Source organism: Exiguobacterium sp. CH10, from assembly GCF_018617635.1.
GTDB lineage: Bacteria > Bacillota > Bacilli > Exiguobacteriales > Exiguobacteriaceae > Exiguobacterium > Exiguobacterium aestuarii_A.
Map to the genome: position 1 here is coordinate 896,311 of NZ_JACSKO010000001.1, position 24,616 is coordinate 920,926.

At 46.3% G+C, this 24,616-nt stretch carries 14 protein-coding genes and 1 riboswitch; of the genes, 11 read left to right on the forward strand and 3 right to left on the reverse strand.

All coding sequences use genetic code 11. The features are described 5' to 3' along the window. Positions 1-222 precede the first annotated feature (222 nt). Genes KNP04_RS04565 through KNP04_RS04600 form a run of 8 tightly spaced genes read left to right on the forward strand, consistent with a single transcriptional unit; the run spans position 223 to position 10,820 of the window. Positions 223-2,346, forward strand: coding sequence for an NAD-dependent epimerase/dehydratase family protein (locus tag KNP04_RS04565; protein WP_214874811.1), 2,124 nt, complete (start codon positions 223-225; stop codon positions 2,344-2,346). Continuing rightward, a complete protein-coding gene (locus KNP04_RS04570; RefSeq protein WP_214874812.1) occupies positions 2,336-3,205 on the forward strand; it encodes a hypothetical protein in 870 nt (289 codons plus the stop codon). The genes KNP04_RS04565 and KNP04_RS04570 overlap by 11 nt, the downstream gene beginning before the upstream one ends. A gap of 10 nt (positions 3,206-3,215) precedes the next feature. Further along, a complete protein-coding gene (locus KNP04_RS04575) occupies positions 3,216-4,850 on the forward strand; it encodes a DUF2194 domain-containing protein (protein ID WP_214874813.1) in 1,635 nt (544 codons plus the stop codon). After that, on the forward strand, positions 4,850-6,289 hold the full coding sequence (gene pelF / locus KNP04_RS04580; RefSeq protein ID WP_214874814.1) for a GT4 family glycosyltransferase PelF: 1,440 nt from the start codon (positions 4,850-4,852) through the stop codon (positions 6,287-6,289). Before KNP04_RS04575 ends, pelF begins: the two co-directional genes overlap by 1 nt. Next, positions 6,234-7,688: an exopolysaccharide Pel transporter PelG gene (pelG, locus tag KNP04_RS04585; RefSeq protein WP_214874815.1), complete on the forward strand. Its 1,455-nt coding sequence runs from the start codon at positions 6,234-6,236 to the stop codon at positions 7,686-7,688. Before pelF ends, pelG begins: the two co-directional genes overlap by 56 nt. 15 nt (positions 7,689-7,703) lie before the next feature. After that, a complete protein-coding gene (locus KNP04_RS04590; RefSeq protein WP_214874816.1) occupies positions 7,704-9,431 on the forward strand; it encodes a CotH kinase family protein in 1,728 nt (575 codons plus the stop codon). Next, on the forward strand, positions 9,428-10,126 hold the full coding sequence (locus KNP04_RS04595) for a polyphosphate polymerase domain-containing protein (protein WP_214874817.1): 699 nt from the start codon (positions 9,428-9,430) through the stop codon (positions 10,124-10,126). Before KNP04_RS04590 ends, KNP04_RS04595 begins: the two co-directional genes overlap by 4 nt. Before the next feature lie 13 nt (positions 10,127-10,139). After that, positions 10,140-10,820: a DUF4956 domain-containing protein gene (locus KNP04_RS04600; RefSeq protein WP_214874818.1), complete on the forward strand. Its 681-nt coding sequence runs from the start codon at positions 10,140-10,142 to the stop codon at positions 10,818-10,820. Positions 10,821-10,889: 69 nt separating this feature from the next. Here KNP04_RS04600 and KNP04_RS04605 read toward each other — a convergent pair whose 3' ends face one another. The 3 genes from KNP04_RS04605 to KNP04_RS04615 form a co-directional block, all read right to left on the reverse strand. Beyond that, the gene (locus KNP04_RS04605; protein ID WP_214874819.1) at positions 10,890-11,993 is read right to left on the reverse strand and encodes a transglutaminase domain-containing protein; all 1,104 of its coding nucleotides are present in this window, start codon (positions 11,991-11,993) and stop codon (positions 10,890-10,892) included. Between the two features lie 202 nt (positions 11,994-12,195). Continuing rightward, a complete protein-coding gene (locus KNP04_RS04610) occupies positions 12,196-17,886 on the reverse strand; it encodes a SpaA isopeptide-forming pilin-related protein (protein ID WP_214874820.1) in 5,691 nt (1,896 codons plus the stop codon). A 116-nt stretch (positions 17,887-18,002) separates the two neighbouring features. Next, on the reverse strand, positions 18,003-18,770 hold the full coding sequence (locus tag KNP04_RS04615; protein ID WP_214874821.1) for a transglutaminase-like domain-containing protein: 768 nt from the start codon (positions 18,768-18,770) through the stop codon (positions 18,003-18,005). Between the two features lie 13 nt (positions 18,771-18,783). Then, positions 18,784-18,860, reverse strand: a riboswitch (cyclic di-GMP riboswitch). 508 nt (positions 18,861-19,368) lie between these two features. On the opposite strand from KNP04_RS04615, the gene KNP04_RS04620 reads away from it, so the two are divergent. Genes KNP04_RS04620 through KNP04_RS04630 form a run of 3 tightly spaced genes read left to right on the forward strand, consistent with a single transcriptional unit; the run spans position 19,369 to position 24,526 of the window. Continuing rightward, positions 19,369-23,052 carry a RecQ family ATP-dependent DNA helicase gene (locus tag KNP04_RS04620; RefSeq protein ID WP_214874822.1) on the forward strand — a complete coding sequence of 1,228 codons (3,684 nt, stop codon included), beginning with the start codon at positions 19,369-19,371 and terminating at the stop codon, positions 23,050-23,052. Further along, on the forward strand, positions 23,049-23,717 hold the full coding sequence (locus KNP04_RS04625) for a hypothetical protein (RefSeq protein WP_214874823.1): 669 nt from the start codon (positions 23,049-23,051) through the stop codon (positions 23,715-23,717). Before KNP04_RS04620 ends, KNP04_RS04625 begins: the two co-directional genes overlap by 4 nt. After that, positions 23,717-24,526, forward strand: a complete 810-nt coding sequence (locus KNP04_RS04630) for a DarT1-associated NADAR antitoxin family protein (RefSeq protein ID WP_214874824.1) — start codon at positions 23,717-23,719, stop codon at positions 24,524-24,526. The genes KNP04_RS04625 and KNP04_RS04630 overlap by 1 nt, the downstream gene beginning before the upstream one ends. The last annotated feature ends 90 nt before the right edge of the window (positions 24,527-24,616 follow it).

Below are 24,616 nucleotides of genomic sequence, written 5' to 3' on the forward strand. Positions count from 1 at the left end.
GTTCCAACCGTTATCCATCAATCGGTTGGAACTTTTTATTATTCGCATATATCTTTTGTCGCATTATGTCGCATCCTTTATGAAACATAAATTTTTCGACTAAAAACGACAAATTATCAGTGAAAATCGTTCGAATTTAGGTAAATCAAAATATCCTTATATTATAATATTTCATACATATTTTTATTTTTTTATAAAATCATTTCACGAAGGAGATTGCCCATGAACATTCTCATTACAGGAGGCTATGGTTTTTTAGGCAGTTCGATTGCCGAGCGGTTCTTCAAAGAAGGGCATCGTATACATATTCTCGACAATCTCATATCCGGCTCAAAAGATACAATCGACTTCAAGCATCGCCACTTATCGGCAGACGTGGCCGACCGTAAGTGTGAGACATTTTTCAAAACATATGCGTTTGATGTCGTCATCCATTGTGCGAACAGTTCAACCGAAGAGTACTCACACCCAACGACAGATGGTTTATTCAACCTGTTGTCTTTATCTGAAAAATATGGAGTCAAACAGTTTGTCTCCTTTTCATCAAGTGATGGATTTGAATTCGATGTCGATACAGATATACCTGAGACAGTCTCTCCCGTTCTACGCTCGCCTTCTGCATTAAATGAGCGACACGGCGAGGAGTACTGCCTGCACTGGGGCACTCACTCTACACTCTCCACATTAGTTTTCCGTTTGTCGTCCGTGTATGGACCGAAGCAACACGTTAGTCTCAAGAGTCGATGGATCCACGACCTCATGTCGACGACCGATCCGGAACATCTCCGACTTCCTTTATCGCATGACAGTCAAACTGATTTCATCTTTATCGGAGATGTGGTGGAAGCCGTATATCGAGGCGTCATCAGTGAGTTATCGGGACTGTATCATCTATCTTCGGGTGAATCGACTTCGATTGAATCAGTCTGCGCGCATCTAGGAATCCAACCACCACTTGGGGATCAACATGTACCGAAACACCAGCCCATCCTCGACAACCGTAAATTGAAGACAGATTTGGACTGGGTGCCTCGATTCGGTTTGGAAGAAGGGCTGCACGTAACGAAAAGTTATTATGCACAACAATCGTCATCCTCATCGCCTCATCCGATTCCAAAAGAACGTCGATTTAAGAATATACTCAGCCACCCGGTTCTACGAACGCTAGAGAACCTCACCTTGTTCTTTCTGTTCTTCATCGGCTCTCTTTTACTGACACCGATTGTGGATACGCCGGACTATTGGTTCATTTATGTCCTCTTAGCAGCACTGTTGTTCGGTAAGTCCCAATCACTCATCGCTTCCCTCCTCGCTGTCGGGGTCCACCTCTACGAGAGTGCATCGATTGGTCGAAACCTCTTGTCTCTCTTTGTCGACAACTCGATTTTGGCCACATTTACGATGTACTTATTGATTGGTCTTGTCGTCAGCTATGTGATGGAACGTCGAAATATTGAAATTCAATTTTTAAAAGATGAGTTGGCCGCAACGACCGAACGGCATACATTCTTGAGCGAAATCTATGAAGAAACGCTCACCATCAAAAATCAGTTACAGCAACAGATTCTTCACTCAGAAGAGAGTATCGGAAGTGTGTATGAAGCGACGCGTGCCCTCGACAGTTTGGAACCGGAAGGGCTGTTCGTCGGATCGATTTCTGTTTTGGAGAAGACATTGAAAGCGAAACATTTTGCGATTTACATGGTCAATCAGTCATCTTTCGCCCGACTCGCGGCAAAATCGGCTGATTCCACTTTCGCACCACGTAACTCGTTAGAAATCGTAGAACAGACGGTGATTCATGAAGTGGTCACTTCTTCCGATATTGTTTTCAATACATCGCTAACACCTGGTGAGCCTTTATTTGGTGCCCCGCTCATTCGTCAAGGCGAAGTAGTGGCCGTTGTCCTATGTTACGAAGTACCATTCCAGAATTTGACCTTGTCTTACCGCAATTTGATTGACGTCATGATTCGTCTCATCAACTCTTCACTCGATCGCTCGCTCGGGTACATTCATGCGATTCAATCTGATCGCTATGTCGGCAACACGAACGCATTGAAACAAGAGTACTTTGAGCGCATCCTCACTCAAAAAGAACAGGCACAACAGGAATTAAATATCCCGTATACCCTCCTGCTCATCGCAGAAGATAACAGTGAATCCGTCATTCAGAGCACGGATACGACGCTACGGACGACCGACTATTTAGGTTTCCGAACGGATGATCGATTGTATGCCATCCTGTCGAATGCGACGAAAGAAGAGTCACAAATTGTCATCGAACGTCTCGCACGTAAGGCGATTCGTGCCGAAGTCGTGGAGGACGTCACCTATGTGGATTAACCTCTTGCTGTTTCATTATGGTGTGTCTTTACTCGTCTTGCTTCTTTTGTTCGTGAAGCGACGCGAAGATGTCATGCCAAGCTTCTTCTTGCTGTTGGCACTCCCCTTTTTCAGTTGGGGAATCCTCTATTATTTGCAACGCTCGAAGCATAGAGATGCCGAACTGCCAGATTGGTTACTTCGAAAAGAGACGTATGAAGATGTGTCGCTTCAACGACCGGACTTGATGAACGAAACGAATATGATTTCCCTACAGGATGCGCTCATCCTCAACTCCAATCAAGTGAAGCGGAAGACGCTGATGAACATTTTAAAAAATGACTTTCTTCAACAAGCGCCGCTTCTCGCAGCAGCACTCAAGAGTGAGGACAACGAGACGTCACATTATGCGGCAACCGCGCTACAACAGGCAAAATCATTGTTATCCAAACAACTTCGACACGTGGAGCGAGAGCTAGCAGAACGTCCGAACGACTTAACTGTCATGATCGACTACTTAAATATTCTGAAACAGATGATTGATATGGAATTTTTAGATCGACGCACACAAGTGAAATATACGTATTCCTACTTACATGCGTTAACCACCTTGATTGAACTAGGAGGGATGATCAATCCCGACTACCATGCCGAACGAATCCGGGTGGCGCTTTCTCTAGAAGAGTATGACCAGGCGCTTGCAGCGAGCGAGCTCTTTTTAAGACAGTATCCACGTCGTGAACAAGCCTACTTCGAGGCGATGCACGTTCATTATGTGATGAAGAACGTCAAACAAGTGCATCATATGGTCGATGCGCTTCGTGCATCCGACATTCGTCTCTCTCCAGAGGGACTCCAACAATTACGATTTTGGATATAGGGGATTTTTTATGAAATATACATTTAAGATTCAAAAAGGGATGTATTTAATCGGTGGCTTTATCGCGCTTTTCGGTTTCATCTTCATCCTGATTCGTTCAGATGTTGTCTTAAAGTTCCCACTGTTCTCAGAGAGTAATCCGACATCAATCCAATCACAATCCGTCTCTCGTGCAGATGGGATGCTCGACTCCTATTTAATATTGAACAGTACGAATGATGAACAGCTTGCGGAGCGTCTCCAGGAACGTTTTCATTCGATTGGTAAAGAAAGCACTCTCATGGACATTGAACAACTGACGTCTTTGACGGATGAGAAGACGGTCATCATCGCGACGGAACATCTCGACCGTTTAAAAGACCGACATATTCTTCTCGATTACGTCGAAAAGGGCGGGACCGTCTTGTTTGCCACACGTCCGTCGCCGAGTGATCGACTGATGGAGATGTATCGCCAGATCGGCACCATCGAAATCGGATCATTTGTCGAGACGACTGGAGTTCGGTTGACCTCTCCGTTTTTCGGAGAGGATGCCGCCAAGTCATTTGAGTCAGAACGTCTATTGAACTCATCACTCGCCTTACGGATTGACCCAGAGGCTAACTTACTCGCCACGTCTTCACAAGACTTGCCTTTACTGTGGTCAAAAACATACGGGGCAGGCCGCTTCATCGTATTCAATGGCACGATGCTCTCCGAGTTCAACCAGCAGGCGCTTCTATTTGTCGGTCTCGCCCAAGGGGAACCGGTGCTGCGACCGATCTTGAATGCAGAAGTCACGACGCTTCAAGGTTTCCCATTTTTAGCCTCGAACGAGCGCCTCGTGACAAAGTCGATGACCGACCGTGACTACTTCCGAAACGTGTTTTGGGCCGACGTACAACGCCTCGGCGCCAAATACGGGTTGAACTATGTTCTCGCCACGACGAGTCCTTCGTTGAATCCGACACCGGCAACCTCTGCATATTCGGAAGACTTAGCCCTTTATGGACGAGAAACACTACGATCCGGTGGAGAAATCGCCGTCTCAGGTTCCTCCCCCGAAGAGATTCGCGCAACGAAAACACAGTTTGATTACGCGTTACCAGGTCTCACCATTAAATCGTCTTATCTGACTGATGGAGAGACAGCTCAAGGCGTGTTTGATGATCATATGACAGAGATCGGGACGGCCAGTTTTCCAATAAAAACGGAAGCGGTCGTACAACTGCCATCGACCCCGCTCGACTTTTCCGACTCGGACTGGACATCTTGGACGCTTTTCAACGAGCTCGTAACAAGTGGGAGTGTCTCGATGACGCTCTCCCCTCAAAGCATCACGTCACAAACAGAAGGCGAGGCGTTGGTCACAGCCTTTCAATCTGTCTTAGATGAACAACGTCATGACGTTCCGTGGATTCGCTCGATGAAAGCATCGGATGTCGCACGAAACCATCACTTTTTTGAAGGTCACGTGTATGTCAGCCAGTCAGAAAACGTGTATACCTACACGTTGGACGAAGCAGCTGGTGCGACGTACTTTTATCTTCAGTCTTCACGAGAGATTGAAGAGGTAGACCAGTGCGAAGTCGAACGAATCGGTCCTGACTTATATCTCGTCAAAACCGAAGCATTATCCTTCTCAATCCGATTGGAGGCGAAATGATGAAGATTTGCTTGATTTCAGAAGGCGCATATCCTCACGTGACGGGTGGTGTATCGAGCTGGATTCAGTCAATCATCACCGAGATGCCCGAGCATGAGTTCATCGTCTACTCCATCTCGGCAAAAGAAGTGAAAGGAAGTAAACCGAAATATCCCATTCCTGAGAACTTGGTTGAACTGCATGAGATTCACCTCGGTGATTATGTGGATCAGAAAATCGTCAGCGGAAAACGATACAATCTGACGGACGCGGAACGTCTCGCCTTCCTGTCCCTCATGTCGGAACGCCAGACGGACTGGGACGTATTGTTTCAGTTCTTTACGAGCGGTCGCATCGATTCGGTCATGAACTTCCTTGGCAGTAAAGATTTCTTCGATATCGTCAGCACGCTTTGTGAGAAGCGGTTCGTCCAAGTGCCGTTCACCGATATGTTTTGGGCGCTCCGCTCGATGCTGTTACCATTGTTCGTCTGTATCGATCACAAAGTACCGGAGGCGGATGTCTATCATAGCGTCTCGACCGGTTATGCGGGCGTACTCGGCGCTCTCGCAAAATATCAGTACGGCAAGCCGTTACTTTTAACGGAACACGGGATTTACACACGGGAACGTGAAGAAGAGATCATCAAAGCCTCCTGGATCAAAGGCTACTTCAAAGACGTATGGATCGATTATTTCTATAGTCTCTCCTATTGCGCTTACGGCTATGCCGATGACGTCAGCACGTTGTTCGAAGGGAACCGAGAGATTCAACTGGAGCTCGGTTGCCCACCGGAGAAGACGTTCCTCGTCCCGAACGGCATCGATGTGTCTCGTTTCTCACCTGAAAGCCGGACGACACGTCCTGGCGTGCACATTGGTGCCATCCTTCGGGTCGTCCCGATCAAAGACGTCAAGACGATGCTCCAAGCGTTCGCCATCGTTCAGGAGAAGTTCGCGGAATCCCAGTTTTACCTCATCGGACCGTTAGATGAAGACGAGGAGTATTATGAGGAATGCCTCGAGCTCGTCGATATGCTCGGGCTCAAACATGTTCATTTCACGGGACCTGCCAACGTTCAAGATTATTTGTCCTTTTTAGATATCCTCGTCCTCTCGAGCATCAGTGAGGGACAACCGCTCGTCATCCTCGAAGGGCTCGCCATGGAAATCCCGTTCGTCTCGACCGACGTCGGGGCTTGCCGTGAACTGCTAGAAGGCCCGAACGACCGCTTCGGCAAAGCCGGTAGCGTCGTCCCCGTCATGCATTTTCATCTGTTGGCGCATGAGATCATCAAATTGGTCGAACAGCCTGACGTACGCCAGACGTATGGGGAGAATGGACGGGCGCGCGTCACGAATCTCTATACGTTACCGATGATGATTGACGCGTATCGCACCTATTATGAGAAAGGAGAACGTCATGGCCGGAATCGGATTTCAATTGAAACGACTGTATGACAAATCAGGATTTTTTGGACAGCTCCGTGCGTACGGCTATTCGGCCATCACGGCGGTCGGTCCGATGTTTCTCTCCATTCTGCTAATCACGGCATCGCGTGAATGGTTGCTCTACTTGAACGTCGGCGCGAGTGAAGTGAACATCTATATGGCGGCCGTCCAGTACACGTTCATCTTCTCGCAGCTATTGACGGGTGGATTTTTATTTACGATTTCACGGTTCGTGGCGGACCAGACCTTCTTAGAAAAAGAGGAAAACGTTTTGTCCTCGCTATACGGACTCATCAGTCTGATCGTCGTGATTGGTCTGGTCATCTCTGTGTTGTTTTATATGGGGTCGCCCCTCCCGTTCAGCTATAAACTCGTGACGTATCTGTATTTCACACAGCTATCTGTCATCTGGATTTTATCGATGTACGTGTCCGCCTTAAAAGACTATAAAAAAATCGTCACGAGTTATGTCCTCGGGACGTTGGTCGCGGCATTCTTCATTTGGTTGTTGACGTCCCCGCTCGGTCATCCGACGGCGACCTCGGTGTTCATCGGACTAAATCTCGGCTTCTTCGTCATTTTGATCCGATTGTTTCGCGATATCCATCATTATTTCCAAGTGAATAACCGCAACTACTTTTACTTTTTAGTATATCTCGAGAAGTATCCGCTCCTTTTCTTGATCGGAACGGCCTACTACTTCGGATTGTATGGCCATAACCTTGCCACCTGGTTCAGTGACCGAGCGATCATCGTCGGGGAGACATACTTGATGGCGCCGTATTACGACACGCCGGTCTTCTACGCCTACTTGAGCGTCCTTCCCTCGCTCGTCTTGTTCATGGTGACGCTCGAGACGACGTTTTATACGTCTTATAAGAAATACTACGGTCGGATCTTAAACGGGTATCCATTTCAAGACATCCAGACCGCCAAACGTGAGATGTTCCGCGTCCTCAGCTCGGAGTTATTATTCATGGCTCAAGTCCAGATGCTCGTCACATTCATCTTCTTGTTCCTCGGTGTCCGTCTATTGCCGTTCCTCGGCATGACACAAAATCAGATCGACATCTTTATCATCGTCGTACTCGGCAGCTGGTTCTTGAGTCTCGTCATCACGATTTTCTTGATTCTACTGTACTTCGACGAGCGTCGCGCCGCCATCCAGCTGACAGGATTTTATGCGGTCACAAGTTTCCTCGTGACACTCTCCCTCGTCTTGTTGTTCGATTTATATGGCGTCGGCATGTTCCTCTCTGCCATTCTCGCCTTCATGTGGGGAGCGAGATTACTCATTCGGAGCTTGAACGATATCGACTATACGACGTTCTGCTCGCAGCCGATTGTCTATCAAGAAGTGACGACAAAAACGGAGATGTTCTTACGGCGCATCGGAAGTCTGTCTTAGAAGGAGTTTATATGTATGAAGCGTTTGCCTTACCCGAGAGTGATGATTGGCCTTATCATTCTCTTCTTCCTCTTGTTAGGGATACAAGCCTTATTAAAAGCACCGGAATCAGGCGCGACATCGACGGAACGTGCTGAGACGACGAACGAGGTCGCCACACTCGAATCAACGTTCAAAGAAGATAAACGCGTCTACGACAAGCATGACGGGAACAAGCTTGAGCACGTGTATGTCACCATCTTCGACCAGCGTACCGTTCCTGAAAACGACTTGACGTTATATGACTTGAACGAGTCGTACAAACAGTACAGCAACCTCGAGAGCGGTCCTAAGCTATATGTGCATTTTGAAACTGGAGACGCGAAAGGACCGGACGGCATCCAACTGTTCGATGAGCAGGAAGTGAATGCGACGATCCAACTGCGAGGTCGGTCGAGCCGTCTCGAACCACAAAAATCTTACAAGATTCGCCTTCAAGACAACGCAGGTCTTTGGTACGGTCAAAGCGTCCTCAACTTGAACAAACATGCCGACGACCGCACACGCGTCCGGAACCGACTCGCGTTCGCGTACTATGAACAGTTAGACGATATCTCTAGTCTACGCACGAACTTTGTGCAGCTACACGTCCGGGATATGACCAATCCAGAGAAAGCCGATACGTTCGAAGATTACGGGCTCTATACCCACGTCGAACAATTGAACGAAGAAGCACTCGCCGCACGCGGGCTTAACCCGGACGGCCATTTGTATAAAGCCGAGAACTTCGAGTTCTTCCGTTACCCCGACAAGCTCTTACCGACCGACGACCCAAACTACAATAAAAAAGCGTTCGAATCGGTGCTGAAAATCAACGGGTCTGACAATCATGACGAGCTGTTGACGATGCTCGACGACTTGAACGACTTGTCGAAACCGTTCGATCAAGTGTTCGACAAATACTTTGATGAAGACAACTACCTGACTTGGCTCGGGACGAATATCTTGTTCGGGAACTACGACACGATGTCGACGAACTATTATCTATATAGCCCGCTCAACTCGGAGAAGTGGTATTTCATGCCGTGGGACTTCGACAAGGCACTCGGCCGGGACACGGAACGTACCGACGCCATGCCAAGTTGGCAACAAGGGATTCAGCGCTACTGGGGAACACTTCTCCATCGTCGCTATTTAAAAGACCCGGAGAACGTCAAGTCGCTCCAGGCGAAGATGACAGAACTTCAGGAGACAATTAATCCGACTAGAACGAAACAGTTGATTGATGGATTTTATCCCGTCGTCTCACCACTCGTGACGAGCGAACCGGATTTACGTTTCATGAAGATCGAGGCGTCTTCTTATGAAGCAAATTATCGGAGATTAGAAGACATCACGGCGAAATATGCGACAGACTTTGAACGGTCGCTCGAAAATCCGATGCCGATTTTCCTACAGTACAGTCGAGATGGAAAACAAGATGTGTTCCGCTGGGATGCGTCGTACGATCTCCAGAACGAGGAACTGACGTATCATTTCGAATTGAGCACCTCGCCCGACTTTACGACCTTACTCAAAGAACAAGCGAACTTGACGACGTTCTCATATTCGATGCCTGCGCTCGCGCCAGGTCGCTACTATTGGCGCGTCACCGTCAAGGATGAGTCGGGCAACACGCAAATCCCGTTCGACTATTACCGCGACAACGACCGGAAGCTCCATTGGGGCATCCAACAAATCGTCATACCAGGAGAAGCATCATGAAACGATTCCGACATGAGTTAAAATATTTTATCAACGAGCAAGACTATCATACGCTTCGGGAGCGTATCGCCACGATTTTGAAACAAGATGAGCATTCCGTCTCTCGTGACGGTTACTTGATTCGAAGTCTCTACTTCGACAACGTCTACGATCATGACTTGATTCAAAAAAACAGCGGCATCTTCCGTCGGAAAAAGTTCCGCATCCGCACGTATAACTATTCAGATGCCGTCATTCGACTCGAGAAGAAGAGCCGCCAAGGCGAGTATATCTTGAAGTCGTCCGTCGCCATCACCCGCGAGGAATACGAACAGATTTTAGATTGGGAGTATGACTTCTTACTCGAGAAGACCGAGCCACTCTATCATGAGTTTTACTCGTATCTCACAGGTACGATCATGCGCCCTCGTGTCATCGTCGATTACGTACGCGAGGCGTATGTCGGCAGCCTCGGCAACGTCCGGGTGACGTTTGACAAAGAACTCAGTTTCGTCACGAACAGTGTCGACCTGTTTGAGCCAAACCCGGTCTCCGAAGAAGTGCTCGATTATCCGAAGACGATTCTCGAAGTGAAGTACGACGAGTTTTTACCGGACTATATCCGGCAAGTGTTACAACTTCATACCCATCAACGTTCCGCCATCTCAAAATATGTGCACTGTCGGATGGCGAGCATTCAATATCACGGATTTTAGAAAGTGAGAGCCTATGGACACAACCGTAAACTTTAACGATATTATCAAAAACAGCTTTTTAAACGAGTTTAGCTTCGGCAACTTGTCAATCATCGACGTCATGCTCGGACTGCTCACGGCTTTCTTAGCGGGGAGTTTCATCTATTTCATCTATAAAATTACCTATCGCGGCGTTCTATATAGCCCGAGCTTCAACGCGACACTGCTCGTCATGACGATGATCACGTCGCTCGTCATCATGACGATTTCGACGAATGTCGTCCTCTCGCTCGGGATGGTCGGGGCGCTCAGTATCGTCCGCTTCCGGACGGCGATCAAAGATCCGCTCGACGTCGTGTTCATGTTTTGGGCGATCGCTGCCGGTATTTCAAGTGGTGCCGGGCTCTACTTCCTGACCCTGTTCGGTGCCGCCGTCATCGGAGCCGTCATCGTCAGCCTCGCTCGTAAAAAACATACGGATACGCTTTATCTTCTCGTCATCCATTACTACGAGGACGGGAACGATGAGGTACGACGAGAGCTCCAGCAACTCGACTACACGCTCAAGTCGAAGATTGTTCGAAAAGACGTCGTCGAACTGACGGCCGAAGTTCGGTTGAAAATCGACAACACGGCGTTTATGAACCGATTGAATGAAATCGAAGAAGTTCGAGATGTTTCGCTTGTACAATACAATGGGGATTATGCTGTTTGATGCAACGGGACCGATTCAACAATCGGTCCTTTTCGTATGCAAAAAAGCGAAAGGAATCACCTTTCGCTCTCACAATTGAATATTTTGCGTGGCTGTCACCGGATAACGACCGAATGCCCACGTGTGGTCCGCGCGAAGCGTTGCGTCTGAGACAAGGAAGTAATCGAGTCGCCCGTTCCCAGGCTGGTTCGGGACCGGGTCGTTCCACGTCGTATCGAGATGGTACCATTCGTTGTTCACACGGACGAGGTTCCACGCATGAAGACCGCTTTCGACTTCCCCGGAAATATAACGGGCTTCGATGCCTGCCGCCTCTAACAATAAGAGCGTCGTCAGCGCGTATCCTTCACATACTCCTTCCCCATTGAATAAGATCGAGTACGGCGTATACGGACTTGCCTGGCTGTCTAGATTATAGGCCGTATGCGAGACGACGTAGTCATTGACGTATTTGACCTTCCCGACCTCGTCCAAATTACGCGGCATATCACGAATCACTTTGCTTACGCGCTCTTGTACTTGTGCGGCCTCGGAAGCCGTCATGTCATAGTTCAATTTCATCTGTAAATTGAAGACGCCATTCTGCTCAATCCATTTCGATTCCCCTCCACGCGAGAGACGATACACGTAGATGTGATGTCGCTCAATCCATTCCCACGCCGCGTCCATCGTCTGTTGCATGTCTCCCGTATCCCCCGTATATGGAATCGAGAACGTCTCATCGAATCGGGTCATATGATAGCCGATAGCTGTCCCGAGCGTTTCGGCTGAATCAATTTCGTATGGGAGTTTGAACGTCTTCCCGAGAACGGTCGTCTCACTTTCGACGTGTTTTGGACCAAACCAGTTCGCCACGTCAAACGACTTCGTTTCTTGCGCGACGATATTCCCACTCACGCTGGCAATTCCGAAGAAGATCATCGCAAGTGCCCATCTTCCGACAAGAGCCAAGGAAGACAACCATCCGTACTTCAACACACGATTCAGCTCATCATTGACGGCTTGTTCGAGCTGGTGGCGCTTCATCAAGTTCCTTCCTTTGAGCTGAAAGACGACACCGCGATAAATGGGGTCGAGTATGTCAAACTGACGCCCGGGATGATGCTTCGCAGCTCGTAACGCATGACGGACCGAGAACAAGCCGGCACGTAAACGCGTGTGAATTCGAAACATCTGAAAGGCGCGCATGCCTAAAAGACAACCCAAAGGTAAACAAATCAACAATAAAGCCGTTCCAATCATCACAGGACTCATACATTCACCCTCACAACAGTAGTCTCTTCATTTGTCATTATAACCCATAATAGTATCTAAATTTACATCAACTAGACAAAAACAGGCTCTGCGCATTCATGATCGCGCAAAGCCTGTTCCATCATGCGGTTTTTCGTTTTCTCGCCGACCAGATGAATCCAGCTCCGACTAGTAGTAAGAGCAATCCAATCCATAGGCCATTCGAGGTATCTGTCCCAAGGAACGGAAGTCGGTCTGTCACAGACGGCTTACCGGCTCCTGTCGGAACATCGTCCTCTTCAAACGTCACGTCCGGATCCGTACCTGAATCACCGGTTCCTGAGCCACCCGGAATTTCTGAATCTCCAAATTCGTAGTCAGGATCCATCGTGTTTTCGATGATGAGTGTCACCGTATCGTTTTTACTTGCCTCAAAACGAACCGGTTGCGGCGTCTTATCAAGAAGGTAACCAACCGGTGCTTTCGTTTCCACAACAGTGTACGTACCGAGCGCAAGATTTGTGACGCTTGCTTTACCCGATGCATTCGTGGTGACCGTGGCTACAACCTGACCGTTTTCGTCAAGTACGTCGAATGTTGCACCTTTCAACGGTTTCTTCGTCGTAGCATCTACTTTTTGAATAAGTAACGACTTGATGCGTTGATTCTCGACGGTCAACGATTGCGACACATCACCTTTTTTGAACGTGAAGGTATGTTTCGTCTCGTCAAGCATGTATCCTGCTGGTGCTTTCGTTTCGACGAAGACGTATTCTCCTGGCATGAGGTTGTTGACTTCAATCAATCCAGACGCATCCGTGATGAGTCCCTTTTGAATGACTGTTCCATCAGCCTCCATCAAATCGAATGTCGCACCAGCAAGTGGTGTATTCGTTTCCCCGTCTACTTTCGTCAAGCGGACAGACTTGAACGGATCATTGGTCACATTGATTGCAATGACTTCATTCGTGCCACGCACGACTGTAAATTCATGTTTAGCTTCGTCAAGAATATATCCTGCCGGCGCTTTCGTTTCAACGAACGAATAAGTGCCCGGCTCTAAATCTCGAACGTAAATCTCACCATTCGCATCTGTGACGAGGTTTTCTTGAATCACCTCTCCCGATGCGTCAAGCAAGTTGAACGTAGCTCCTGGGAGTAACGCGCTCGTTGCTTGATCTGTTTTCGTGAGACGAACGGCTTTCTTCTGTTCGTTCGTCACAGTCAATGTTGTCGGTACCGACTGAAGCGCGGACACGGTGAATGACTGCTCTTTCGAATCCAGCAAGTAGCCTGCCGGTGCTTTCGTTTCAATGAACGCATACGCTCCCGGCGTGAGACCTCCAACGTAAATCTCACCAAGTTCATCCGTGACGAGCTCTTCACGAATCGTGTTACCTAATCCATCGACAAGTTTGAACGTGGCACCCTCGAGTCGCTTGCCAGACTCAGAATCGACTTTCGTCATCTGGACCGCTTTAAACGGATCGTTTGTCGCTTTCACCAAGACGACGTCATTCGTACCGCGTACGAGTGTGAATGGCAACTTTCTCGAATCTAACATGTAACCGCCTGGTGCAGACGTTTCACGGAAATAGTACTCGCCCGGATTTAACTGGTCGACGTAAATCTCTCCGTTGCCATCTGTCTTCAATCCTTTTTGAACGAGCGTATCGTCCTGATGGAAGAGAGAGAAGGTCGCATTGGCTAACGTAGCGCCAGATGTGACATCCGTCTTCACGAGACGCACAGCTTTTTGTTGCTCGTTCGTCATGATAACCGTCTGTACGCCATCATCCCCATAATTTACCTTAAACGATTTTGGCGTGGCGTCTTGAATATAGCCGACAGGCGCCTCTACTTCTCTGAAGTAGTACGTCCCGACGTCAAGTCGGTCTACTGTGACCGTTCCATCTTTCCCAGTCACGATATTTTCGCGGATGACTTCTTTTTTATCATTCAAGAGCTCAAACTTCGCCCCTTCAAGAACTTTTGTATTGTCATCCTGGTCCACTTTCATCAGTTTAACGGTCTTCATTGTTTCGTTTTCCACGATGACTTGTTGACGTTTCGGACTCTTGAGTGTAATCGTGAATGCTGTCCCGACTTCACGATTTTCTGGGAGGATATAACCGTCCGGTGCTTTCGTTTCGACGAGCTTATATTCACCGAGGTCAAGGTCTTCAATGAGCAACGTCTCATTCAAACCAACCTTCAATCCGTTCCGAAGAACCGTCTCCTTTCCATCTTTCACGACGATTAAGTCAAACTCTGCATATTTTTTATCAGCGTCTAATGTGAGAGTTGAACCTTTCCAGTCGACTTTCTTCAGTTCGATGGATTTGAACGGTTGGTTCGTGACATTTACGAGCGTCGGTTGCAACTGGTTTTCCTTGATTTCGAATCCATGCTCCGTTTTGTCATCGAGCAAATGATTCCCCGGCGCGATCGTTTCAAGGAAGTAATAATCTCCTGGAAGCAAGTTTTCGACAGAAATGGTACCTGCTTCATTCGTTTGTTTCGTCAAGATCAATGTGTCTTCAAGTTCTGGTGCGACAGCTCGTTTATACAATGCAAATGTCGCGCCTTGTAACACGTTCCCGTCTGTTGTGTCTGAGTATTTCGTCAACGTGACGTCCTGACGAATTTTTTGGTTGGTCACGATGATCGGTTCGTTTGTTTCGTCTTCTTTTTTACCGGACACTTCAACTGTTTTTGCTTTGTTGAAATGAACGTATCCGTTCGGGGCTTTCACTTCTTCAAGTGAATATTTTCCATATAGAAGTCGTTCGAATGTGAGCGTACCTTTATCGTCCGTCACACCACGTCGAATGACGCGCTCTCCGAGTTTCAAGACGAATTCTGCACCTTGTAGTAAGGTTTGCGTGTCTGCATCTTCTTTTCGAATGACCAAATCACCAAGATCACCCGAAGCGGATCCGAATCCAGTCGTCAAACGAACAGTGACGCTTGATTGACGTTTCTCCGAATCTCCTTCAATTTGATCAGCGGTAAGCGTGATTTCGTTTGAGATGCGAGCTCCGACCGCTGCTAGGATGAGCGACTCATACGTGAGGACGTATGGACGATCAATCGTTTTCTTAAATGACAATGAGAACCCGCCGTCCTCATTTTTGACAACATCATATTCTGAAGATGGAACAGCTGTGTCAGTCTGATTCACATTCCCATTCGCGTCTACAGTTGTCTCATAGACGACAATACTCGTGTCATCATCGGAATGCAGAAGCTCTTGGTTGTCAGAAGGCGTATCCGTGATGACGACATTGTCCAATGTCGATTGTCCGTAGTTGATCGGGACGGACCATTTGATAAGCGTGTCATCTTGTGTGCCCGTTTTCTCGATATGTTGTCCACCATATTGTACAGATACGGATGCACTCAATTGATCGGGCTCAAGTTGATCAATCGTGACGGTCGCCTCGTTCGTATAAGTAGGTTTTGTCACTTGATCGGCGAGAGAGGTTTCATAGACGATAACATACGCTTGTTTTGTCGTTCCGGTTACAGTAAGCGTGAATGTGTTGTTTACCTCGTCCCACGAGAGCGTATAGGCATCCGCGGGTAGCGGCTCCCCGATTTCTTGGTAAGAGTCTTGTCCAGTACCTCGTTCAATCGGAATGACACGCAATGATTCTTTGATTGGTGATTGACCCGAAGACCACGTGTCGACCACTTTTAAATCTGTCGTTTCATATTCATGGAAGTTCACACCGAGCGACCATGTAATTTCTTTTTTCACGGCATTGTATGTGCCGCCTTTGAAGCCATTCTCACGCGAATACTGCGAAGGCTTGAATTTGTCGGTCACCGAAATCGAGCGCTCAGAACCGTCTGACTCGTTCCAGTCGATCGTCGCTTGGTTACGCAACTCTTGAATCGATTTGTTATCACGCTGGACATAGTCAAATGATGTGACATATGACAAATCATATTCGACTGTGAGCGGTTGATTAAAGGTGATGATAAATCCTTTCTTCTCGTCAATCACCTTCTCCTCGACCGTGTAATCCGTGTCGAGAATCAGCTTCTTATTCGTTCCTGCCTCTTTGATCTCAATCGTCTCAGGTTTTAACGTGAGACCTCCGTTTGTGAATACGTCCGTGTAGACAGCATTGTTCATGACTTTTTGGTCACGGTTGATATCCACTTTCCACTTGATCGTCTCCGTGTTGTAGTTCGGGCCGTCATGCCCTTTTCGTAAGACAGATTGATTCGTTCCACGACTAGCTCCGTCCGTGAACTGACCGACCGTGATCGTATTGTCCACTTTACCTGCCTCAAATTGGCGGTCTTTGGCTGTCGTTTCATAAAGGAGTAAATAAGCCGTTTTATTTTGACTCAAATCAAATGTGAATCCTTCGAACCCTGGCTTCGTGAGGTCGCTTGGCGTCACATCGACTTTCGTACGAGATGCCTCGTTCCCGTTCGCGTCCAACTGAATTTCATACAACTCCAACTTTGATAGCTTGTGAGTGTCTGTGAAGTAATCAGTCACCGTCAAGTCCGTCAACTCTTTTTGACGATAGTTGATTTTCGATTCCCACTGAATCGTTTGGGTACGATCGTTGTAACCCGACGAACGCTTATCGAGCTCGACACCACGTTTCACGGTTGCCGTAGCTGTCGCCGGAAGCGTGCTATACTTCTCGCCGACCAAGTTCGCCGTGTTCAAGAAGCTCGCTTTTTCTTCGTCCGCAATATCTGTATCGAACGTGATGCGATACGCATTTTTCGTGTCACCGAACGATACGATGAGTTCCTCGTTTACATAGCTCGTTGTGAATCCAGTATACGGTTCTGCGCCCGTCACTTTTCCAGACATATCGATGATCAAACGCTCGACACGTAATGTATCCGGTAAGTAAGTCAGGCCTGTCGGAATCGCATCCATCATCTTCGCATCCATGATGGATTTGAGTCCTTTGTTTAATTCAACGGTCCATGTCAACGTTTCTGGATTATAGACACGGTTTGGAACGACATTTTTTGAAATGTCTCTCGCAGGTGCCGGTACACCAACTTCAAGCGTATAAGACTGTTGATCTTGAATCGGTGTGATGACGACTGTGTTTTCTTCTGAGACGGTCGTCGTTTGTTTCACTTGGGTGAGGACTTGAAGCTTCCCTCCGATGTTTGAAAACTGGGTCACGTTTTCATTGAAGACGATCGTCGCGTTACCGTTCACATCAACGTTGAACAAACCCATCGACTTTGTCTCACCATTGTCGATAAAGTTCAGCGGTTGGTTCGTTACCGCTTGATACACGTTGAGCTGTTCAGGAATTTGGAACCGGTATGTCGATCCTTCTCCATATGGATGCCCGTTCGCAAGCGCCCAATTGTAGTCAATTTTGACGATCGAATCCGTCGTGACGACATCTACCGTCCCCCCGGTCTCTGTCGTCTCAGTAACGTTGTAGTCAGTCAAAATCTCTTCTTGAATATCAAGAACCGTTTCTTCCGAAGTTGCTTGAGCTGCTACTGGTTCATCAGATACTGAACCTTTCGATACTGATTCATCTGGAACGAGTGTTTCTTCTCCCTCTTCATTGTTTGACGGGGGAGGTGTCTCTGTTTCTGTTGTTGCATCGTTCCCCGTTGGAGTCTTATCCGAAGATGTTACTTCCTCTCCAGGGGAGGTGGCATCCGGAGTCGTTTCTCCAGATGACTCATCAAGCAGTTGGTTCGATTCTTCTGTACTCTCTGTTTGGGAAGAATCAATCGTGCCTTCCGCATATGCAAGTTCGGTTACAGCAAATGGCTGTACAACAAGCAAAACGGTCAAGACAATGGATAACCATCGTTTCATGTGCGTTTCCTCCTGTGTCTTTGTTTGTAGACATCACAAACGTGGAACAAGGAGGTTCGCCTCAAAGAACACACCAAAAAAAGGTCGCCTTCTCAAGAAGGAACCTTGGTCATTGTTCAATAATAGATTGAGGCACGATAGTCAGAGGCGCTACGGAACGTCGTCGTACGTTTCTCCGTCACATCCCGTGTCACATCAACGATGCGCCACTTTCCACTAATAAATACTTCATTCCAAGCATGATAACCCGTTACTCCTTTTGCTGAACCCATGACAAGACGGGTCGGAATGCCTTGCGCGCGTAAAAGTGCTGCGTTCAACGAGGCGAAGTCGTAGCAAATCCCACGTTTTGTCCGTAGCGTTGTTGCGTGATCGGGCAAATACGTCGAAGAGAGTTTGGTGAGTTTCTTATAATCATAGGCAATGGTCTTGCCAACATGACGGCTCGTCACGAGCGTTTGCTGTGAAGTGGAATAGGATGAACGTGACAGGGACGAAGCGAGGCGCGACGTCACAAGATCGATAGAAACGTTTTGAGTAGAATGGAGATACGGTGCCGACGAATGTGTCAGACGAACCGTTTTCTGAAGGAGGCTTATGCGTTTATAGCGTTTGCCGTCCGATGACTGATAGAGTGCGAATGTATAATCCCCGTTCCCGTAGTTTAGATTGAAATGATTTTTCCCCTTGTAGACATCATGATAGCGAACCTGCTTGCCTTGTCGAATCTCTAATTTAAATGAGCCTTTTTCTTGGCTCGAGATATACACGTCAACTTTCCCACTCCGTGTATCGACACGTGTACTCGACGCATCTGCGACGGCAGGTCGCAACACAATCAAAGCGAACAACAATACCAACATCCCCGTGAAGAATTTCTTCATGAGACGAACCTCCTTTGGAAACTGGCTGCCATGTTAAAGGCCCTTTAGCTTTGCGTCACTAGCTTTCGCATAGTTTTGCCATTATCAGTGAAGTCTTACATGACTAATTTAGCATATAGGTATATTGAACCTCTTAATCTTTTTGTGATTCAGGGGAATGGATATTTACTTTAAGTCTTTATACCTAAAGAAAAACTCGACCTCTCGGGAGATAAACTTCCTTGACAATAAAGATTTTTCGATACCGTCAGCATACTTTGCGAGAAACGATTGGTTTATGGAGCGTTCATCGATATGGTTTGTACTCTGTTCGATTCTGTTAACGCTTTTCGATTTGATCTTTTTTGTTATATATCGATTTCGTGCTCTTCAAAAAACGGCATACGAATACTAATTACAGGGTAAAACAGACATAGACTTTATTACCTTATTGTTCAGTTCTTATTAGATTGTTTGTGTGAAGGAACGGAGTTGTATAATGCAACAGTTTACGAGAACGATACAACCTTTTTCATGTGCATTGTATTGCACCGTCGAAAGAAATTTCATAGGGACTACCGCACAAACTGTGACTTTTTAGACGGAAGGATGTGACTACATGGCTACTGGAGAAAGTGCGAGGATTTATGACTTTCTAACAAAAAGAGGCGTGAAAGAACTTCTTCATTTTACAGACGCCAATAACTTAGAAAGCATTGCGCATCTAGGCATTTTGCCCAGAAGTGAACTGGACCGGAAACGTATTCGTTATCAGTTTAATGACGACAGAAGATTCGATGGAAAAAACCATATCAATTTAAGCGTGTCTAATTTAAACGCGAGAATGTTTTATAAGTTCAGACACACGAATCCCAATTGTAATTACGTCATTTTCAGCCTCGACCCTTCTTTGTTAAAGGATCTTGACCCGAAGGATTATTTATTCACGTCGACGAATGCCGCAAGTCATAATGTCCAACACGTCCATGTCGAAGAACTGTTTGCGGGTCTTCGTGAACAGTTACCGGAAAACGCCCCGACTGACATTCAATCGGAAGTGCTCGTCAAAACAAAAATTGACACATCTTTTATCAATTTCATTTATGTGGGAGACACGTGTGACGAATCATTGATGCAAAAGATTAATACCCTTTTCCCTGCCGTAACCATCATCCAAGGAAGTACTAAGTTCAAGTTTCAGCAAGGCTTGATTTCGAAACAACACGATTCGGACTTAGAAGATACATTGACGCTCAGTCAAATGATTTCGAAACTTCTTGAGTTAACCAACCAGCGCAACAGTAAACACCCGTCAAACGGTTTAGTGCTGAAACAAGAAGAAATCGACAAATATGTACAAGAGTTGTACTTAACCAGTTGGTTTGCCACCGAGCAGGAAATGAAACAAATCGAGAAACTGTTTATCGCGAATCAATCAACCGCAGTTTTCGATACGTATGCGCTTCCGAGCCAATATTTTGAGGAGCGGCAATATGACAAATCGACAGCTCCAAAACCTACCTATTGGCAAATGCAATACAGCGCCTCACCTTTTGATGAGAAACAACACCGAACCCGAAATCAACTATCTGCCTTGTCCGTTCTCGAAAAAATCATAAATCGAGGAAGAATGACGCGTTTATCCGTCTCTCTCGAAAAAACGATTACCCAACTAGTCAACCCCAATGATCAGTTCCGAACAATCCGCTACGCCCATCAAATTCAGTCTGCTTTAATTGAACTGATTAAACTTCAAAAGCTAAAGCCCGGTGATAGCATCGGGATAGACAATATTGCTCCAGAAGTAGCAGACGCCATCTTTCAAGACATTGTGGAACTCGATCATCATGTTGCTTCTTTATATAACGTCGATCCCTTCTTCGAACAACTTTCATTATCACGCAAACCGAACTCTTTGGTCATATCGAACCAACAGTCCGGAGAACACTTTGTTCATATTTCTTCACGGACTGCGCCTGAAGATTACATGCGCGATTTCATCCGAGTCCAAGAAATAGTTGATGTAAACGTTAATCAGAAGCATTTAGAATTTTTACTGCACTATATTTTTGGTTTCGACACGTTCCGTCCAAATCAAATCGATGGGATTGTACGTGCGTTGAATCATCAAGATTCGATTGTGTTGCTCCCTACAGGTAGCGGAAAGTCCATCGTTTATCAGTTGCTTTCCCTCATCACACCCGGTGTTTCCTTCATCGTCGACCCAATCGTCAGCCTCGCCTACGATCAAGTGGACAACTTATATCGAAAAGGAATCGACCGCGTGACCGAACTAGTAGCAGACACCGAGGATAAACAACAAGTCGAAATCGATATCGGGAGAGGGCAATATTTCATGACCTTCGTCTCACCCGAACGCTTCCAAAATCAAGTGTTCCGAAATAAGGTCCATTATTACGCCAGAACGAATCTCATTTCATTGATTGCGATTGACGAAGCCCATTGCGTATCAGAGTGGGGACACGATTTTCGGACCGCATACTTGAGTCTTGCCCAAACTTGCAGACGCATTTGTACGACAGAAGGCCGCACCCCACCTCCTTTACTCGCCTTGACAGGAACAGCCAGTGCCAGTGTGTTACGAGATATGCAACGGGACTTGGAAATATACGAAGAAGATGCTGTCATTCAACCCGAAAGCTTTGATCGAAAGGAAATCGAATTTCGCATAATTAATTGTGCTTCCTCGGCAAAAGAAAAAGCGCTCGAACACATTCTAAAGCATGAGATTCCGAATCATTTCGACGACTCGTTCGATCATTTTTATGAATTAAAAGAGGGCGACACGCATTGCGGATTGATTTTTTGTACGATTGCCGGCGAGAAGCGGTGGCAAAATGGGAATTATCATCCGTATGGTACTCGATATGTACAATCTAAATTGAATCACCTGTTACCTGACAATCGATGCGGTATTTATAATGGAAAGCTTGACCCTGATGATAAAAAAGTAAACGCGAGAAATTTTAAGAATAATAATTTGATTGCTCTTTCTGCGACCAAATCATACGGGATGGGTATTGATAAACCGAATATTCGTTGGGCCATCCATTATGGTATTTCCAGTTCAATCGAATCTTACTATCAAGAAGCTGGGCGTTGCGCCCGCGACGGTAAACCTGCGGTGTGTTGGATCATCCTCTCTGATGACTATCCAGAAGTGAATCAACGTCTATTAGATAGTACGAAGACACCGGTAAGTAAAATCATGGAGGAAAATCGAAAAACAAAAGGAGACAAACCTTGGCAAGGTGATGATGTCTCCCGAATCATCTTTTTCCACTCCAGTTCTTTCAAAGGTATTGAGGATGAGTTGATTACGACCCGATTCGTATTGAGTCATTTGCTAGACGGACGGTTATCCATTCCTTTTGAAGATGAGATACAAATCAAGTTGGAAAAAACGCTATATCGTTTGCGTTTGCTCGGTTATGTCGCAGATTATACGATTGACCATGCCCATAAAACATTGAATACCTCATTACGTGAGTTCTCACCCGCAATGATTGAGGAGCATTACAAGGCGTACATTGCAGGATATCAGGAAGATGACGGGTATGTGCAAACACAAGTCGAGTTATTGAAACAAGCCACTTATGGATTTGAACAATCACCTGCAGACTATATGTTAGCCGCGGTTGCGACACTGCTTAAAGAGTTCACTTACAAAGTTGTTGAGGAAGGACGTCGCATTGCGATGCGTAACATGTTGTTGTTCACATCTGAGGCGGCAACATTCGATGACCCACTTCAAGGTGGCGAGCATTTACGCAAAAAAATAATCGACTATTTGTCGACTGATGACAAAGTGAATGTCAGTGACTTGATTTCAAAGGCAACTGATTTAGAAGCACTTCATGATTTTTTAAACCGTGTCACCTCTAAAAAAATGGCACATCGGGTCCTTACCCAAACAAGTCGTCTATTAGAAGCATACCCGGAACATTTTGGCTTTTATTTCGTCATGCTTAACTTACAAGTAAAATATGACACGATTGAAAGTGCCCTCAATACGATACGCTATTCTTTGCACTATGGAAAACAGTCATATGGAATGGATCAAGACTTTCTGTACACACACGTCGTATCCGCCCTATGTAATCACACACTTAATGAATCCGATTGGAATAGCGTCCTTCAAATCATCACACATGAATTAGGTGACGAATACCGTCAGCGCTTGCTTGACGACTACGAAAGCGATGCACTAAACCGTGCATATTTGATTCATACATTCCACACCTTGTCGAACGAGGTATTGAAGGAGTTGGTCGATTTATGAACACCGAAAAAATCAAATCACTAGAAGAACAGACAGCAGAATTGATTGAAAATATCTCTTCAATCAAACGGACGCTCACAAAAAAAGTATCGACTCAAGCTCAGTTTGAGGAAGAGACATCAAAGATTTCAAAGAGCTTAGCTGAGGTCGTGACCGAAATCAACCTGTTGCACTCTTTGTTCCAATCACTCGGTGAGTCAGAAATGATTGAATTATTTGATCAAATTAACGAAACTCATGATCGACTAAATTCCCTGATTCCAGAACTCCAAATCACCTTAGGTGAAGGACTGTCAGATTTTACGACAATATACCACCAGCTCGAAGCGACGAACAATGACTTGAGCAAAGACTACGCACGACATTTGAGTGGAATCACCAACTTGACGAACACGATTGAGAATTATCAACAATACATGAACCTTCAAATCAAAAGCGCACATGATGATTTGTTAAAACAGTTAAATCAATTCGATACGAAGATTGAACAATATGAGAAACGAACGGAAGACTCAATCCACATGATGATGGAACGACTCGAAAAAAGCGAACAAAACCAACGTGACTTATTGAAAAAAACGGACTCTATTTTGGAGTGGTTAGAGACAAACGGGGATATATTAATTACCAACTCAAGAGCCGGAATCTTTGGGAGAAAACGATAATGGCAAACGCAAAACGAGTCGCCTTCTTTCCAGTGAAAGACTGGCATCCCGGCATGCGCGCCTTCAAGGAACAAACCATAGAATTTGAATGGTGTTCTGGAATGAGCTGGCAGCAACGACAAAAGTCTTCGTTAAGCATGTTGCACGTGCTTGAAGACCAAGGATACGTCCCGGCTGAAATTTCTAGAAGATCCGTGGATTTAGATTTCGGGGTCCAATTGTCTGCTTTCAACTTAAAATTGAACGCGGTAAGTGTCGAAAATATCTTTCAAGCCTACAAACAGTTCAATGACGGCGGCCCTTATTTAGACTTGCTACATGTTGACCCAAAGAGAGCTCGTAACGATTGCCGCATTCAGACACACGAATCCAAGAAGCCTTGTCTCACCCATGACATCGAATATAAAAATAAACAGTTCTTCGATGACGAATCGATTTGTGTATACTGTCAAAATCGGTTGAACAGACACCTGATTGGTTTTACTTCCGGAAAAGTCAGCTGGGAGACTGAACCAAAGAGTATGTTTTACGATGCGGTCTATATCGCTGCACTTTTACAAAACCCCTCACAGTCTAATCGTTTGATTGAGTATAACGCCTTCACTGATATCGAGTTTAACCAAAAAATCGAGTACTCAAAAGAGAAAGGACCATTCAATTGCCAAGCCAGAAGTTGCGCAATCTTCACTACGCTAAAGAATGCCGACTATACGGATGAACAGATTGCAGACATGATTCATTCCCCAGAACAAATGAAACGGCTATATGGACATTTCGCTGAATCAACCGAACAACCGTCTTTTTTCTAATCAACTGCATGTCTAAAAAGCGTCCCCCTACAAGTCGGATTGTTCCGAGGAACTTGTAGGGGGACGCTTTAATGTGCGGACATATTTTTA